We start from the raw sequence: 15664 nt of genomic DNA on the forward strand, positions 1-15664 counted from the left end.
CTCCGAGAAAATCAGTGCCTATAAAGTCGAGGCGCAGCAGATCTATGATGCCCTCGCCGAGTTTTCCCCTGAGCTTGGGGTGCGGCTGGCTCAAAAAATCGCAACCTACCCGCCTATGGCACCGCCTTGATCAGCCGTGCGATTGCCTGAAGCCCCTCAATCACGGATTTTTGGTCTGTAAAGCGCGATGCGGCGCTCTCAAGCTCCTGGCCGATCTGTGCAACGCGGTATTGTAGTGCCGCCAGCTCCTGGGCCTGGTGCTGCGCTCGAATCTCTTGTGTCTGCGCCTCCTGCTCATGCGTCTCCCAGCTGTGTGCCAGCTCGCTCTCCAGTGTGGCTACCCGGTTACGAAGCTCCTCGACATCGTGGCGCGGGTAGGTGGTCTCTTCCGTCAGACGGGTAAGACGCTCTCGGAGATAGCTGTAGCCCGCGACTGCCGGACGAAAGAGCGTGGCGATAAGATAGAAGCCCGCGAACCAGTAGCCCACAGCTCGGTGCGTAAAGAAGGCGACACTCGCGATAATCAGTGCGGAAACAAGATGCGAGCCAATCGCAACTGCCAGCAGGCGACGGCGTAGAACCGTGATGTACTGCTCCCGTCCCGCTTCCAGCACGATCCCACGCTCCCGTGCCCGCTGCTGCTCAAAGGCGGCAATATGGGCCTGAAAGAAGAGATCCCAGGGAGCTTTGAGCAGCACGAGGAGCCACAGAAGGCTCAGACTGCCCATCACCCAGTCTAGTAAGCGCCCCTCGACAATGCTCTCGCGCACGAGGCCATCGAGCCCTAGGAGCCGGGTAGCCAGAGTCAGCAGGCCAAGTGTCACCCCGACCCCGATCAGGGAACCGATACTTTTCATGCTCCCAGTTTATGGGCTAGGCTGTCTCGCTGGCAGAGCAGAAAGTCCCGTTTTCCCGCAGAGAGAGGCCCTAGTTGGGCTAGGACTATGTCTCACTCAAAAGCTGATCGAGCTCGGTGTCCGTGAGAGTGGCGAACTGGGAGAGAAAGGTATCGCGCTCTTTTCGGTACTCTAGGCCGCGCTCTCGGCGCATCTTGGCCTGAATATAGCGCGCTTTATCATCACGGGTGCGGCAGATAAGCTTAGGGACGGCACGAGGGCGGCCATTTTGTACGTTCTCCAGCGCGACAAATGTAAAGTGGCACGTGTTGGTGTGGCGCTGGCTTCCTGTGGTGACCTCTTCGGCATGGAGCGTGATCTCGATCTCCATCGAAGTGCGGCCCACGTAGACCACCCGAGCCGTGATGTGTAGGAGCTCACCGACATGGATGGGCTCATGAAAGTCAATGCGATCCACCGCGGCAGTGACGGCAACGCCGCCACAGTAGCGTGCCGCACAGACATAGGCGATCTCATCCACGAGCTTCATGACCTGGCCTCCATGGACATTGCCAAAGTGGTTCGCATCGGTCGCGTTCATAAAGATCGCGCTACGAACCTCGGTCTCATCTGCATTTTTAGACTCTAAACTCACCCCGTTATTATACGGGGGAAAAGCAATTTTAGGAATGCTCTTGTGAGAGCTTGCCGAGAAGCCGAACTAAGGAGAGACAGATATTTTTATCAGGATGGTTTTATGAAGCTTAATGCCTTGGTGGTAGATGACTCTCGGGTGATGCGTAGCGTGGTGATGCAAGCGCTGACTAAGTCTGGAATGGCGGAGTTCCAATTTTCCGAAGCGGAAGATGGAGTGGATGCCCTAGAGAGCGTTTCCTTCCAGAGCATTGATATCGCTTTTGTGGACTGGAACATGCCCAAGATGACCGGTATTGAGTTTGTGGCAAAGCTGCGCGCCAAAGAGAAGAGCTACCATATCCCGGTCATTATGGTGACTAGTGAGAAAGCTGTTGGTAAGGTTCAGGATGCCCTAGATCGAGCGGGGGCTGATGCGTATGTGACCAAGCCTTTTACGCAAGATGATCTTGTGCGACAAGTTCAGCCACTGCTTGAGCGCATTAGCGCAAAGCGGGCTCCTCAAGTCGGCGCAAAGACGGGCGGCTTCTTTAGTAAGCTAATGGGGAGCAAGTCCGCCTAAAAGCACTAAAAGTGCCCAGCAGCAAGGTTAAAATCCCATGACGAATTTCCATAGCGCGGCTTCGATGTCGAGTATTATTGATCCCTCCTTGGTCGAGGCGGTACACGAGGCTTTTGCACAAACGATTGCGATGTTTGCAGGGGCAGAGCTTACTCCAAAGCCTGTTGACGAGATTGACAGGCTCTGTGACAGTATTTGTGGGACGATCTCGTTTGTGGGGGATCGAAACTTCTCGGCCATGATCTGCTGCTCACGCGAGTCCGCCGCAGAGCTTTCTATGGCAATGGCAGGCTTCGAGATTGACTACGATAGCGCGGACATGGGCGATGCGATTGGGGAAGTGGTCAATATCGTCGCCGGGGATATCGTCGCGCGGATGGAAACAGTGGGATTTGAGGTCGCGATGTCGCTGCCGACGGTCTTTCGTGGCCATGATATCGAGCGCGTCGTGGCCCATAACACTCTCTCTAGCTGCGCCGTCTACGATCTCTCTCAGAGTCAGTTCTGGGTTGAGATTGTTACCGGCCAAGCAGCATCACCGCACCACAACCTGGAGGTTTGCCCCGCATGTGGACGATAGACGAAACAATCCCTAAGACACTCCGTAGCCTGGAGATGCGCTTGGCAAGCTTTTCGATTGGTGACAACGACGAGCTTGCGGCGATTGGGGCGGGCCTAGAAGAGATTCTCACAAGCCTTCCCGAAGAGCTGCCGCGCCCCGCCGAGCTTCTGATGCTTTGTCTGGAGACCTTACAAGAAGTCTACACGGAGAGCGTGGGCGATCCCCCAGCTGCCATTCAAGCGGCACGCCGCGCGATCGGGGCTCTGGAGCGCTACTTCCGCTCGGGGAAGTACGCCAGTACCGAGCCGCTCAATATCGCCGGGATGACCGTCTGGGTGGCGCTGGGACGCACTCCCGGAGACTTACCTTGGGCCAGTGAAGTACCCGAGGCCAGCTGGCCTGGTGAGACGAAGCTAACCCTGAGTGTCGCTGCCGACGCGAAAGAGAGTGCCCCGGAAGAAAGCGCACCTCGCGAAGCCGAGAGCGTGAGCCTCCGTCTGGTGAACACTGAGGAACCGCAGGAAGATGTCAAGTCTGCCGCTCCCACATCCTCCCTGATAGACGAGGAGGGGATTGTTCAGGAATTTCTGGTGGAGAGCTACGAAAACCTGGATCGCTTGGACTTAGACCTACTCGCTCTGGAGAAAGACCCCAACGACCGGGAGACGATCTCCAGTATTTTCCGCACGATCCATACGATCAAGGGAACTTGTGGCTTTCTGGGCTTCTCTCGCCTAGAGTCACTGAGCCACGCGGGTGAGAATCTCCTGAGCATGCTCCGCACGGGGGAGCTAAGTCTAACACCGCCTTGCACCGATGCCTTGCTCGCGATGGTGGATGCGATCCGCCAGATTTTGGGGACGATTGAGACCACAGGTAACGAAGGCACTGCCGACTACACCGCCCTCACCGAGACCCTGCATCAGCTTCAAGAGCAGCCCGACGGCGAGCATATCGCCGCACCTAAACCTACATCTACACCTGCTCCCGTTGCGGAAAGTATCCCGCCCACACTCACACCGACGGTCTCTGTACCTCACTACGAAGAGCATGAGACAGATGCTACAATCTCAGTGGTGTCCTCAGAGGATCATACACCTATTCATGGCCGCCTGGGGGATGTGCTGATCAACCAGGGCTACATTCAGGTTGGTGATCTCACACGGGCGCTTCGTGAGCAAGAGGCAGGCGACCAGCGGCGCTTGGGAGAAATTCTTACCTCCATGGGGCTTGTCACCAATGACATTGTCGAGCGAGCGATTCATGCGATTGGCGGAGCCCCGAGCAGCGCACAGGGGGCCGTCGGCGATGCTAGCATTCGTGTGGATGTGGCCTTACTAGATAGCTTGATGAACCTTGTTGGAGAGCTGGTACTGACCCGAAATCAGATCGTTCAGCTTCTCCAAGCCCAGGGGGGGCAGTCCGATCCTGCGATTATCACGACAGCACAACGTCTCAACTTAATTACCTCAGAGCTACAAGAAGGGGTCATGAAGACCCGGATGCAGCCGATTGGCAATGTCTGGAATAAGTTTCCCCGCGTGGTCCGTGATCTGGCCCTTTCGTGTGGAAAGCAAGTCCGCCTTGAGATGGAAGGCCGTGAGACGGACTTAGACAAGACTCTGATTGAGGCCATTAAAGACCCCCTGACCCACTTAATCCGCAACTCGGTAGACCACGGTATCGAGCGGCCTGAGGTGCGTGTCGCCTCAGGTAAGCCTGCCGAGGGGCTGCTCCTCCTGCGGGCCTACCACGAAGGGGGCCAGGTCAATATCGAGATCCGGGACGATGGCGGTGGAATTGACACGGGACGAATCAAAGCCAAGGCACTGGAGCGTGGCTTTATCACCTCGGATCAAGCCGCTCGTATGAGTGACTGGGAGGCACTCCAACTCATCTTCCTCCCCGGCTTCTCCACGGCAGCAGCGGTGACCAATGTCTCCGGGCGCGGTGTGGGAATGGATGTGGTCAAGACCAATATCGAGAAAATTGGAGGCACGATTGATATCCAGAGCCAGAAGAAGAAGGGCACAACGATCAAGGTCAAGATCCCACTTACTCTGGCCATTGTCCCCGCGCTGATGGTTTGCTCGGGTGAGGAGCGCTACGCGATTCCACAGGTGAGCCTGCTGGAATTAGTTCGGCTCCCCTCCGCGCATGCGGGAATTGAGCGCATTCAGGGCATACCGGTCTACCGGCTCCGTGGAAAGCTTCTACCCTTGCTGTTTCTGGATCAGGAACTCAAGCAGCGCACAGAGCCCGACGAAGACCGGGTGCTCAATATCGTGGTTTTGCAGGCCAATGACCAGCAGTTTGGGCTGGTCGTAGACAGCATCACCGACTCCGAGGAGATCGTGGTCAAGCCGCTAAGCAAGCACCTGAAGAGTGCACAGCTCTTTGCCGGTGCCACGATCATGGGAGATGGCCGCGTGGCGCTGATTCTGGATGTGGTGGCACTAGCTGGGTGTGCCAACCTGGTTGCCGATGCCCACCGAAGCCGGGGTATTGTGGAGGTTCCCGAGACATCTCTTAGTGAGCGTGTCCAGACACTGTTACTCTTCCAGATCGGGCGAAATGGGCGCATGGCGATCCCACTCTCTGCCGTAGCTCGCTTGGAGGAGTTCCCCCGCAACTTGGTAGAGGAAGTAGGGCGGCATACCGTGGTGCAGTACCGAGGGCGGATCATGCCGCTTTTGCACCTGATGAACTATGTCACTGTTACTGAGGGCCTCTCCTCCGAGCTTCGTCAGATGCCATTACAAGTGGTTGTGATTGGGGAAGAAGCCACAAGTGTGGGGATGGTGGTGGACAGTATCGTAGATATTGTTGAGGAAGTCGTCAATCTTGAAGGGCAAGCTCCCGATGGCCCCGTGCTGGGAACAATGGTGATTCAGGGACGGGTCACGCAGATTTTAGATGTACCAGTGCTCCTAGAGGCACTGCAAGAGGAAAACTATGGAAACGCCGCACAGGTTCTGCACCTTCTCTCTGGGAGGATATCTCTTCGGGGTGACACTGATTCAGGTGCAAGAGGTTCTTCGTCCTCAGCCGATGACGAAAGTGCCGCTGGCTTCGGAGACTATCGCGGGGCTGATCAATCTCCGGGGGCAGATCGTCACCGCGATAGATCTACGAAAGCTGCTGCTCCTCGGCGAGCGGCCTGAGGATAAGCCCGCGATGAACATTATTCTTCGTAACGAAGATGGGCTGGTGAGCCTGCTGGTGGACGAGATAGGGGATGTCCTGGAGATGCCCTATGGTGAGTGCGAGCGCCCCCCCGAGACACTTCAGGGACGCGTCCGCGAGTGCATTGACGGTGTCTATAAGCTCCCCAATCGCCTACTGTTAGTGCTCAATAGTGCCCAAGTAACGGGCAGCCATGCAGTGGCTGCCTAAGGCGTTTTGAGGAACCATGTGGGGGCTTAAAACACTAGCAAAAACGGCTGGGACAGAAATGAGGATACTGTAATGAACTGGACCATAAAAAAGAAAACACAAGCGATCTGTATGGCGGGCGTGATAGTCGCTGTCGGGATCACTCTTTATGCCACACGGCTAATGGGGGCCGTGCGTGATGAGCTGATAAGTGGGCAGGTAGTGACAGCGGGGATCCGCAACCATATGCAAGCCGACATGATGCACGATGCCTTACGTGCTGATGTACTTTCGCTGCTACTCTCCAAAGAGATGGATGCCCGCAAAGCCGCGCGCAAGGATCTCTCGGAGCATGCGGACATACTGCGAGCTGCGATTGAGGAGAATGAAAAACTGCCTCTGAGTGCGACGGCTCGTGAGCGTCTGAATGGTGTGCTAGCTCCTCTGGAGAAGTATGTTCTGACTGCGGGAGCGATCGGGGATCTTTCGCTGGATAATCAGCAGGCAGCGAGCAACCAGTTGCCTGCCTTCAAGAAGCTCTTTGACGAGCTGGAAGTCCAAATGGAGAAGGTTAGTGAGGCGCTAGAAGCGGATGGCAAAGCTACCAAAGAGAATGGCATAGTTGCCTTATCTAGCCTTAGTACCAAGCTGAATGTACTCACGGGAATGGCCTTGCTTGCTGCCTTTGGAGCCTTATTTCTCCTGGCGAAGAGCGTTCTTCAACCCCTGCAGGTGCTGATCAAGTACTTCAAGACCATGTCGGAGGGGGGAAGTGTCTCGGAACAGATGGACGAGGCGCACCAGGGAGAGATGGGCGAGGTCGCGCACTGGTTTAACCGCGTCATGGATCGCCGTCAAGCAGAATACGCGGAGCAAGAGAAAAAAGATGCGGACACGCGCGGTCAGCTGCAGGCCATCCATAAGAGCCAGTGTGTCGTGGAGTTTGACCTTGAGGGCAATGTTCAGACCGCCAATGCAAGCTTTCTGGCTCTGGTAGACTACAGCCTCGCCGAGATCGTGGGGCGGCACCATCGCCTCTTTGTACTCCTTGAAGAGCAGAGTAGTAGCGCCTACCGCCAGTTCTGGCAGGATCTTGCCCAAGGAAAGTCCCTTATGGGAGAGTTCAAGCGGGTAGATAAGAATGGGAGAGCAGGGTGGATACAGGCCATCTACACCCCGATTCTCGACCCACAGAGTAAGCCCTATAAAATTGTCGAGTTTGCGACGGATATTACGGCTCGCAAAGTTGAGGAGCTAAACAATGGCCGTAAGCTAGAGCAGATCAATCAGACACAGCTTGTACTGGAGTTTACCCCCGAGGGGATTATTACAAAAGTCAATGAGAGCTTCTTGGCAATGATTGGCTACTCGGCAGTAGAACTGGTGGGCAGACACCACCGTACACTCGTCTGCACGAAGCACCACTCGATTGAGGAGTACCGCCAGTTCTGGGACGATCTCACGGCGGGGCGCTATGTTACGGCGGAGCACAAGTACATCGCCAAAGGGGAGAAAGAGCGCTGGCTTCAGACAACCTATAACCCGGTATTGAATGCCAATGGCCAGCTCCAGAGTGTGTTTCTCTCCGCGACCAATATGACGCAGCGCAAGCGTACGGAGGCCAGTCTCACAGCGACCCTGGCTGCCGTCAGCCAGAGCGCCGATGCACTGCTGATGGCCTCCGACGAGCTAACGTGCATTAGCCAGAACATGGGCACATCGTCCGAGCAGACCGCGATCCAGTCCGCCGTCGTTGCCAGAGCTTCTGAGGAAGTTCACCAGAATGTCGCGACGGTTGCGGCAGGTGCCGAGGAGACCGGCGTGGCAGTTCGAGAAGTGGCACGCAATGCCGCAGACGCGGCCATGGTGGCAAGTCAAGCCGTGACGGTCGCGGATCAAGTGAGCCAGACGGTGGCAAAGCTAGGGGCCAGTAGCCAGGAGATTGGCGCCGTGCTCAAGACCATCACGTCTATCGCCGAGCAAACCAACCTTCTGGCGCTGAATGCAGCCATCGAGGCTGCTAGAGCCGGAGGGGCGGGCAAGGGCTTTGCCGTCGTGGCCAACGAGGTTAAAGAGCTTGCGAAAGAGACCGCAGGAGCCACCGAAGACATCAGTCGCAAGATCGAAGCGATCCAGCAAGACACCGTGGCAGCAGTTGCAGCCATTAGTGAGATCGAGGATATTATCCGCCAGATTCACGGCTTTCAGAACACGATTGCCAGCGCCGTTGAGGAGCAGTCCGCCACAATGTGCGAGATCAGTCGTACGATTGAGGAAGCGGCACGGGGAACCAGTGAGATTGCCTCCAATATGAGTGGGGTTGCGCAAGGAGCGCAGGCAACCGCCACGGGTGCCAGCCAGACCCAGGTCGCGGCCAGCCAGCTTGCCCAGATGGCCAGTGATCTGACGGAGCTGACGCACAATTTCTACAATGATGAGGAAGAGACCACGAGCACGGTAGTGTGCAATTACTTCCGTACTGCAGAGAACTCTCCCAAGAACCATCGCGAATTAGCTACACACTAAGCATTTAAGAAAAAATAATGAAGCTTATTTCTGTTACCGCTGTTCGCAACAAGTTACTATTGATTGTTGGAGCATTTTTGGGAAGCTTTATTCTCTTCGGAGGAGTTTCCTGGTGGTCTATTCACAATGTTCGCATTGGTGGCCCTTACTACAACCAGATAGTGCAGTCAAAAGACCTGATTGCTGATGTTCTGCCGCCACCAGAGTATCTCATTGAGAGCTATCTGGTAGCTCTCCAGCTCAAGGATGCCTCAAGCTCTGCGGAGCGGCAGGGGCTACTCGAGAGCCTGAAAAAGCTTCGCGCCGACTATGATACGCGCCATGCGTTCTGGCAGAAGGATCTCCCTGAGGGAAGCAGTGTGCGCACTGCACTTCTGGAGAAATCCCACGGGGCCGCTCTGCGCTTTTTTGAGGTGCTGGATCGTGAGTACCTTCCGGCGGTTGTGCGGGGTGATACTGCACGCCTTAATGTACTGGCGGGTACGACGCTCAAGTCTGCCTATAGTGAGCACCGCAGTGCTGTAGATAATGTGGTTAACCTGGCAAACCAGCGCTACCAGACGGATGAAACTGCGGCCCAAGCAATGGTGCATCTTGCAGGGCTCGCCCTTGTGGTACTAAGTCTGGTGATGCTTGTCGTTACCGGGGCTCTTGTCTGGTGGGTAAGCCGTGGGATTGTCAAGGATGTCACGTGTCAGACTCAGGACTTAGAGCGTGCTCGCACGGAGCTTCAGGGTGTTTTTATTCGTCTGAGCGAGGTTGCCGCGCAGGTGAAGCAGGATGCGGATATCGTCGCGTCCAGTGGGCTTCACTTGGGCTCTGCCGTGACAGGTACCCAGGATGCCATGAACACGGTGACCCACTTAATGGGAGGTGTCTCCGAGGCGGTGGCGCTTGGGGCGGATCTAAGTGATCGGGTTGCGGCCAGTACATCCCAGCAAGACGGTTGCACCCGCGAGGCCATGTCTGCGCTGGAGGGAATGCTCGCCGCGATCACGCGGGTCAGCGATGGCCGTGTGCGTCAGCAGACCATGGCTCAAGAAGTGGGACAGGAAATGCAGGCCGCCGCGCAAGCTGTCCAGGCAGTGACAGCCTCCGCCGAGCGCTTTGCTTCTTCCGCAAGCCGTGCTGCTTCGGTTGCACGAACCGGGGGCACGACGGTCTCTGAGACGATCAACAGTATACGTCGGATTCAAGAGCAGATGACTGCATTTTCAGGGAAAGTGGAAGAGCTTGGGGGCAAGAGTGGAGAGATTGGGGGGATAACCGCCACTATCTCGACCATTGCCCGCCAGACCAACTTACTGGCTCTAAATGCCACGATTGAGGCGGCACGGGCGCGTGAGCATGGGCTGGGCTTCTCTGTCGTGGCCGATGAAGTGCGCAAGCTCGCGATCCAAGTTACCGAAGCCACCACGGAGATCAGCCGACTGATTACAGGGATGCGCCAAGGAGTGGCGGAGACCATGGAGGCGATGGTGAGTAGCAGTAAAGAAGTCGCCCGTGGTGCCTCACTCGGGACTGAGGCGGAACGCTCGCTGGAAGAGATACTGGGGGCAACCGATGAGCTTATCTCTGAAGCGGGACTGGTGAGCACGGCAGCAATTCAGATGGAGTCTAGTGTGGGCAAGACCCAGGGGGCCATCTCCGAGATGCGGGATGTCATCGCGGCAGGTGAGGGAGAGATGCAGACCATGACGGGACAGTCGCAGCGAGTTGCCGACGTGATCCAGGAACTTCGTCACAGTGGGGAGAAGGCAGCTGCTGGAGCGCAAGAGCTAAAAGCAACCATGCACGGTATCTCTGGGAGTGCGCAAAAAGTTTCGGGGGCGCTGGAAAACCAGGCACAGAGCATTTACCAGGCTAACCAAGCCACTCGGGAGCTAAGTGCGATGGTGGTAGGGCTACGTGAGCTCGCAGGAACCCTTCAAGACGAGACCCAGACATCGACGGAACCCGTGGTTCCTCTTCGACGTGCTGCCTGAGTTTTATTAAAGTTGCGGTGCATTTCTTCCGAAGTAAGGGACGAAGAGTGACGCAGTAATTCTACGAGGATGGTTTAGATTCCCTTCGCGGGGCAAATGGGTAAGGCGTATAGGTATGAAAAGTTTTTCGTTTCAGTCGGTTCAGGGTAAGCTCTCCTGGCTTGCCATTGCATTTATGGTGGGCTTTTTAGTCTTTGGCATCGTCGCTTACTCGGCACTCAATACCGTGAAAGTCAATGGGGTGTACTACAACCGGATGGTGCAGTCTAAGGATCTCATCGCGGATATCTTGCCGCCGCCTGAGTACTTGGTAGAGACCCACCTGACGACCCTGCAAGTTCGCTACGCGACCGATCCTGCCGAGAGGACGAAGCTGATCGCAAAGCTCAAGCAGCTCCGTACCGAGTACGATGATCGCTTGAATTACTGGAAAAAAGAACTCCCTGCGGGCGCGATAAAAGAGGCGCTTCTGAATAAGTCAGATGGTGCTGCACAGCGCTACTTCGACGTACTGGATAAAGAGTTTCTCCCCGCACTTGCCCAAGGCGATTCCGCAAAGGTAGACACGCTTCTGGCGACAACGCTGAAGACAACCTATGTGGAGCAGAAAACGGCGATTGATGAGATCGTCAAGCTGACCAACGAGCGCTTCAAAGAAGATGATACTGCAGCAAACAATGTCGTACGTTCCTTGGTGATGTGGCTGCTGATCTTAGGAGTGGGAATTGCGACGACTGTTGGCGTGATCAGCTGGCGGGTAGGACTAGGGATTGTGAATCCTCTGAATCAAGTCGTTGAACGTATGAATCGCTTGCAATCTGTCTGTGTTGCACAGCTGAATAGCGCGATGAAGGGCCTGGCAAATGGTGATCTCACGGTGGATGTGGTTCCTACGACCACACCGCTGGAGATAAGCTGTCCGTACGAAATTGGTCAGCTTGCCGCGATGTTTAATAGTGTCCTGCAACAGACACAAGAGACGATTGGTGCCTATAAAGAAGCGAGACAATCTCTAAGCTCTGTGATGAGCAATGTTGTCGCCAATGCCCAGACGCTTGCGGGCGCTTCCGAGGAGTTCTCTGCGACGAGCCAGGAGATGGGCGCTAGTGCCGAGGAGACTTCGGTGCAGGCCGATGTTGTCTCTGCCGCTGCGGCAGAGGTTTCTAATAGTGTGCAGACGGTTGCTGCGGGTGCTGAGCAGATGAATGCCTCCGTTCGTGAGATCGCGCGCAGTGCCTCGGATGCGGCGCGTGTTGCCTCCAATGCGGTGAGCGTTGCGGACAGTACCAATGCGACCGTGAGCCGCCTTGGTCTGAGTAGCCAGGAGATCGGTGCGGTGGTGAAAACAATCACCTCGATTGCGGAGCAGACGAATTTGTTAGCGCTGAACGCGACGATCGAAGCGGCACGAGCGGGTGAGGCGGGCAAGGGCTTTGCGGTTGTCGCCAACGAAGTCAAAGAGCTTGCCAAAGAGACGGCTCGTGCCACGGAAGAGATCAGCCGCAAGATCGAGGCTATCCAGCACGACACGGTCGCGGCTGTGGATGCCATCGGTGAGATCAGCAGCATTATTCAGCAGATCAACGACTTTCAGAACACGATTGCCAGCGCCGTAGAGGAGCAAGCCGCCACGACCAGCGAGATCGGGCGGAGCATTGACGAAGCCGCGCGTGGCACCAGTGAGATTGCGGCCAACATGACCGGCGTTGCGCAGGGAGCACAGGCAACGGCAACAGGCGCAAGCCAGACCCAGTCTGCGGCGGCGGAGCTTGCGCGGATGGCGGCGGAACTCGAGAGCCTCATGAGTCAATTTAAATATGGAACAACTATAGAGGACAGCAGTTCTGGTTCCCTACCAAAGGGAAATGGGGGCTGGCACCAGCAGGGCTCCCATGGACAGCGAAGAGCTGCCTGAGTGAAAAACAGCCGCCAGAGAGGGTAAAACGATGCGTGCACTGGTAATAGATGATTCAAAAGCGATCCGTGCGATCCTGGGAAAGATGCTTCGTGAGATGGATTGCGAGGTTCACGAGGCAGAAGATGGTCGTGAGGCGCTGGAAGTACTGCAGAAAGAAGCACCGCTCGACATTGCTCTAGTGGACTGGAACATGCCGATCATGAATGGCTTTGACTTTGTGAAAGCCGTTCGTGCCAACCGGAACTACGATGAGCTTCGCCTCATGATGGTGACTACCGAAAATGAGATGTCGAAAGTCTTAGAGGCGCTCAATGCCGGGGCAGATGAGTACGTGATGAAACCTTTTACCAAGGAGATCATCGTGGATAAGCTTCGGCTCATCGGAATGGAGCTTGTCTGATGGCTAAGATTCGTGTTCTGCTCGCAGACGACGCCGTGGTGGTGCGCCGCATCCTGACCGACACTCTGGCGGAAGATCCCGATATCGAGGTGGTGGGAACCGCGCCCAATGGCAAGATTGCGCTCGCAAAGCTGGCACAGCTCACCCCCGATATCGTGATTTTGGATGTCGAGATGCCGGATATGGACGGCTTGGAGGCTCTCAAAGAGATCCGCAAGACCAACCGCCTGATTCCGGTGATCATGTTCAGCACCCTGACCCAGCGCGGAGCCGTTGCGACTTTAGACGCTCTGAGCTTTGGTGCGTCGGACTACGTGACCAAGCCCTCCAATGTGGGCAGTGTGGGCGCGGCGATGCAGACCATCCGGGAGACCCTGATCCCCAAGATCAAGCTCTTTACCCGGCACAACTCTCTTAGAGACACCACGATTCGCCCCGCCCCGCGCCTTGTAAGCTCCGAGTCAGTCGCCGTAGCACCACTCACACTAAAGCGGCCTATGCTGGCGAGCGCTACGAGCGCTACAACGATGCGAGGAAGTGAGCGTGTGGAGGTTCTGGCGATTGGCACGTCTACGGGAGGTCCTGATGCGCTCAATATCGTGCTGCCCCAGCTCCCCGCCGACTTTCCCGTGCCCATTGTGATCGTCCAGCACATGCCGCCGATGTTTACCAAGCTCCTTGCCGAGCGTCTGAACTCTCGCTGCGCCATTAGCGTGGCGGAAGCGACGCAAGGAATGCTCTTAGAGCCCGGAAAAGCCTGGGTGGCTCCCGGAGATTTCCACTTGGCGCTAGAGCGCACCGATGGCAAGCTCTACACTCGGGTTTTTGTGGGGCCACCGGAGAACTCCTGCCGACCCGCGGTGGACGTGATGCTACGCTCCGTGGCACAGTTCTACGGCGCAGGCTGCCTCTCGGTGATCTTAACCGGCATGGGCCAAGACGGTCTGCGGGGCTGTGAGGCCGTGAGTAGCATGGGCGGTCAGGTGATTGCACAAGATGAGGCTAGCAGTGTGGTCTGGGGGATGCCGGGCTTTGTGGCTCAGGCAGGGCTTGCCAGCAAAGTGCTCCCACTGAGTGAGATCGCGGGGGAGATTATCCGGCGCACTATGGCGGGGCGGCCTGCACGACGTGTCCCACTTCCCAATCCCTACCTCGGAGTCGCTGCATGAGCCTGAGCGTGAACACCATCGCGAAGGCAGACTTCGACTTTATCTGCGACCTGGTCTACAAGCGCTCCGCCATTGTTCTGGAGTCGGGGAAAGAGTACCTAGTGCAGTCCCGGCTGGTATCGGTGGCAAGCCAGAACGGGTGCGCGTCCCTGGCCGAGCTGGTGACACGGCTTCGTGCACAGCCCAGTGGTAAGCTCACCCAGGCGGTGATCGAGGCCATGACCACCAATGAGACCTCGTTCTTTCGGGATATGTATCCGTTTGAGGCACTGAAAAAAACGGTTATCCCTGAGCTTCTCGCCAAACGAGGGAGTGACCCTCGGCTGACAATCTGGTGTGCGGCAGCATCTGCGGGGCAGGAGCCCTACAGCATCGCCCTGCTTTTACGGGAGAGCTTCTCTCAGATACCTAAGAACAATATTCGCATTATTGCCACGGATATCAACACCGAAGTGCTTGCTCATGCTCGTGAAGGCGTCTATAGTCAGATCGAGGTCAACCGTGGCCTTCCGATCACGATGCTCTTGCGATACTTCGAAAAATCGGGAGTTAACTGGCAGATTCGGGAAGACATTCGGCAGATGGTGGAGTTTCGCGAGTGCAATCTCATCCAGCCCTGGCCGCTGATTCCTCCCGTGGATATTCTGTTCATGCGCAATGTACTAATCTACTTCGATCAGGAGACGAAAAAAGCTATCTTGGCAAAAGTTCGCAAGGCTCTTAAGCCTGATGGCGTGTTCTTTTTGGGGGGCGCTGAGACCACAATGAACCTTGATGAGAACTTCGAGCGTGTTCAGCTAGAGAAGACTGCTTGCTATCGAATCCGAAAAACAGCTTAAGCTTTCCTGGAAAAAAGAAACGCTCCGGTAAGAGGCACGCCTGCCCTTACCGGAGCGTTTTTTGTCACAACTGTAATCGGTCGTCTCAGTGCTAGGGGGTCGCGGTCCTCTTGACACTACTCGGTTCCGGTCACGGGATATTGATGTTTGTAGTGTAGGCGATTTTAGCATGTGTCGCTGTGATCTAGGACACCCTAAAATGTGATCTTGGTCATAGAAGGAAGCGGGATGCCTCGTGTCGAACTTGCGGAGGTGAACGAAGGTGTTTTGGGAGGGCTACACGTGCAGGACATCCTTGTCTATCGCAAGGTTGCCATTGCTGTGGTCTCGACGTACTTAGGGCTCGATGATGCCTTTGTGGAGGCGGTCTTGCTCGATGCGATGGACGAGTATTTAGAGGCACTTGTTGAAGCACGGGAGCGGCTCAAGGTGGAGCGTTATGATGAGTACCTCTCGCTGCTCTCTCGTGAAGTTATCGTCCGCTACGCCGCCACCGCTGCCGAAGGTCTCGCCGCCGACCCGGATAGTGTCCTGGCGCGCCGCCGGATCATGGGAGATACGGGTGGGCTTGGACTACAGGACGATGTCAATGCGATGGTACGCCTCCATGAGATCTACGAGCTTTTAGAGTCGCCGTATGCGGAGAGTGCCGCCGAAGAGATCCTAGTGACCGTCAAGCGCCAGATGTGCAACTACTACAACTCGGTTGCCTATCATCTCGTCCGTGGGCCGCTCCTGCCAGTTATCATAGATGCCGCCGAAGAGTACGTCTGTAAAGGTCAGCTCACCGTCGCCCGCGTCCGAGAGCTCGTTATCGCCGCACAGTAGAAAGCCCCCC

The 15664-nt window shown here is 56.3% G+C and carries 12 protein-coding genes and 1 pseudogene; 11 read left to right on the forward strand and 2 right to left on the reverse strand.

Going from position 1 to position 15664, the window contains the following annotated elements; translation table 11 throughout:
• Positions 1–113: 113 nt before the first annotated feature.
• Positions 114–857 (reverse strand): hypothetical protein, encoded by a 744-nt coding sequence (locus RMO15_RS18865; RefSeq protein ID WP_309715286.1) that lies wholly within the window; start codon positions 855–857, stop codon positions 114–116.
• A gap of 85 nt (positions 858–942) precedes the next feature.
• A complete protein-coding gene (locus tag RMO15_RS18870) occupies positions 943–1491 on the reverse strand; it encodes an acyl-CoA thioesterase (RefSeq protein ID WP_309715289.1) in 549 nt (182 codons plus the stop codon).
• 102 nt (positions 1492–1593) lie between these two features.
• Between RMO15_RS18870 and RMO15_RS18875 the strand changes: the two genes are divergently transcribed.
• The 11 genes and pseudogenes from RMO15_RS18875 to RMO15_RS18925 all read left to right on the forward strand — a co-directional run bounded on the left by RMO15_RS18875 (position 1594) and on the right by RMO15_RS18925 (position 15654).
• On the forward strand, positions 1594–2052 hold the full coding sequence (locus RMO15_RS18875) for a response regulator (protein ID WP_309715291.1): 459 nt from the start codon (positions 1594–1596) through the stop codon (positions 2050–2052).
• A gap of 37 nt (positions 2053–2089) precedes the next feature.
• Positions 2090–2632, forward strand: coding sequence for a chemotaxis protein CheX (locus RMO15_RS18880; protein WP_309715294.1), 543 nt, complete (start codon positions 2090–2092; stop codon positions 2630–2632).
• A 305-nt stretch (positions 2633–2937) separates the two neighbouring features.
• A pseudogene (locus RMO15_RS18885) lies at positions 2938–5541 on the forward strand (chemotaxis protein CheW); the annotation flags it as partial.
• A gap of 28 nt (positions 5542–5569) precedes the next feature.
• Positions 5570–6010, forward strand: coding sequence for a chemotaxis protein CheW (locus RMO15_RS18890; protein ID WP_309715296.1), 441 nt, complete (start codon positions 5570–5572; stop codon positions 6008–6010).
• Positions 6011–6082: 72 nt separating this feature from the next.
• The gene (locus tag RMO15_RS18895; protein ID WP_309715299.1) at positions 6083–8515 is read left to right on the forward strand and encodes a methyl-accepting chemotaxis protein; all 2433 of its coding nucleotides are present in this window, start codon (positions 6083–6085) and stop codon (positions 8513–8515) included.
• A gap of 17 nt (positions 8516–8532) precedes the next feature.
• Positions 8533–10500 carry a methyl-accepting chemotaxis protein gene (locus RMO15_RS18900; RefSeq protein WP_309715302.1) on the forward strand — a complete coding sequence of 656 codons (1968 nt, stop codon included), beginning with the start codon at positions 8533–8535 and terminating at the stop codon, positions 10498–10500.
• Between the two features lie 115 nt (positions 10501–10615).
• On the forward strand, positions 10616–12415 hold the full coding sequence (locus RMO15_RS18905; RefSeq protein WP_309715304.1) for a methyl-accepting chemotaxis protein: 1800 nt from the start codon (positions 10616–10618) through the stop codon (positions 12413–12415).
• Positions 12416–12446: 31 nt separating this feature from the next.
• A complete protein-coding gene (locus RMO15_RS18910) occupies positions 12447–12818 on the forward strand; it encodes a response regulator (RefSeq protein WP_309715306.1) in 372 nt (123 codons plus the stop codon).
• The gene (locus RMO15_RS18915; RefSeq protein WP_309715308.1) at positions 12818–13987 is read left to right on the forward strand and encodes a chemotaxis response regulator protein-glutamate methylesterase; all 1170 of its coding nucleotides are present in this window, start codon (positions 12818–12820) and stop codon (positions 13985–13987) included. Before RMO15_RS18910 ends, RMO15_RS18915 begins: the two co-directional genes overlap by 1 nt.
• Positions 13984–14826: a protein-glutamate O-methyltransferase CheR gene (locus RMO15_RS18920; protein ID WP_309715311.1), complete on the forward strand. Its 843-nt coding sequence runs from the start codon at positions 13984–13986 to the stop codon at positions 14824–14826. The genes RMO15_RS18915 and RMO15_RS18920 overlap by 4 nt, the downstream gene beginning before the upstream one ends.
• A 228-nt stretch (positions 14827–15054) precedes the next feature.
• The gene (locus RMO15_RS18925; protein ID WP_309715314.1) at positions 15055–15654 is read left to right on the forward strand and encodes a hypothetical protein; all 600 of its coding nucleotides are present in this window, start codon (positions 15055–15057) and stop codon (positions 15652–15654) included.
• The last annotated feature ends 10 nt before the right edge of the window (positions 15655–15664 follow it).

Source organism: Armatimonas sp. (genome assembly GCF_031410135.1).
In the GTDB taxonomy this organism is placed as follows: domain Bacteria; phylum Armatimonadota; class Armatimonadia; order Armatimonadales; family Armatimonadaceae; genus Armatimonas.

Bases quoted from the DNA above. Each gene is read 5' to 3' on its own strand.
- RMO15_RS18865 (WP_309715286.1), bottom strand. From the start codon at position 857: ATGAAAAGTATCGGTTCCCTGATCGGGGTCGGGGTGACACTTGGCCTG.
- RMO15_RS18875 (WP_309715291.1), top strand. From the start codon at position 1,594: ATGAAGCTTAATGCCTTGGTGGTAGATGACTCTCGGGTGATGCGTAGC.
- RMO15_RS18880 (WP_309715294.1), top strand. From the start codon at position 2,090: ATGACGAATTTCCATAGCGCGGCTTCGATGTCGAGTATTATTGATCCC.
- RMO15_RS18890 (WP_309715296.1), top strand. From the start codon at position 5,570: ATGGAAACGCCGCACAGGTTCTGCACCTTCTCTCTGGGAGGATATCTC.
- RMO15_RS18895 (WP_309715299.1), top strand. From the start codon at position 6,083: ATGAACTGGACCATAAAAAAGAAAACACAAGCGATCTGTATGGCGGGC.
- RMO15_RS18900 (WP_309715302.1), top strand. From the start codon at position 8,533: ATGAAGCTTATTTCTGTTACCGCTGTTCGCAACAAGTTACTATTGATT.
- RMO15_RS18905 (WP_309715304.1), top strand. From the start codon at position 10,616: ATGAAAAGTTTTTCGTTTCAGTCGGTTCAGGGTAAGCTCTCCTGGCTT.
- RMO15_RS18910 (WP_309715306.1), top strand. From the start codon at position 12,447: ATGCGTGCACTGGTAATAGATGATTCAAAAGCGATCCGTGCGATCCTG.
- RMO15_RS18915 (WP_309715308.1), top strand. From the start codon at position 12,818: ATGGCTAAGATTCGTGTTCTGCTCGCAGACGACGCCGTGGTGGTGCGC.
- RMO15_RS18920 (WP_309715311.1), top strand. From the start codon at position 13,984: ATGAGCCTGAGCGTGAACACCATCGCGAAGGCAGACTTCGACTTTATC.
- RMO15_RS18925 (WP_309715314.1), top strand. From the start codon at position 15,055: ATGCCTCGTGTCGAACTTGCGGAGGTGAACGAAGGTGTTTTGGGAGGG.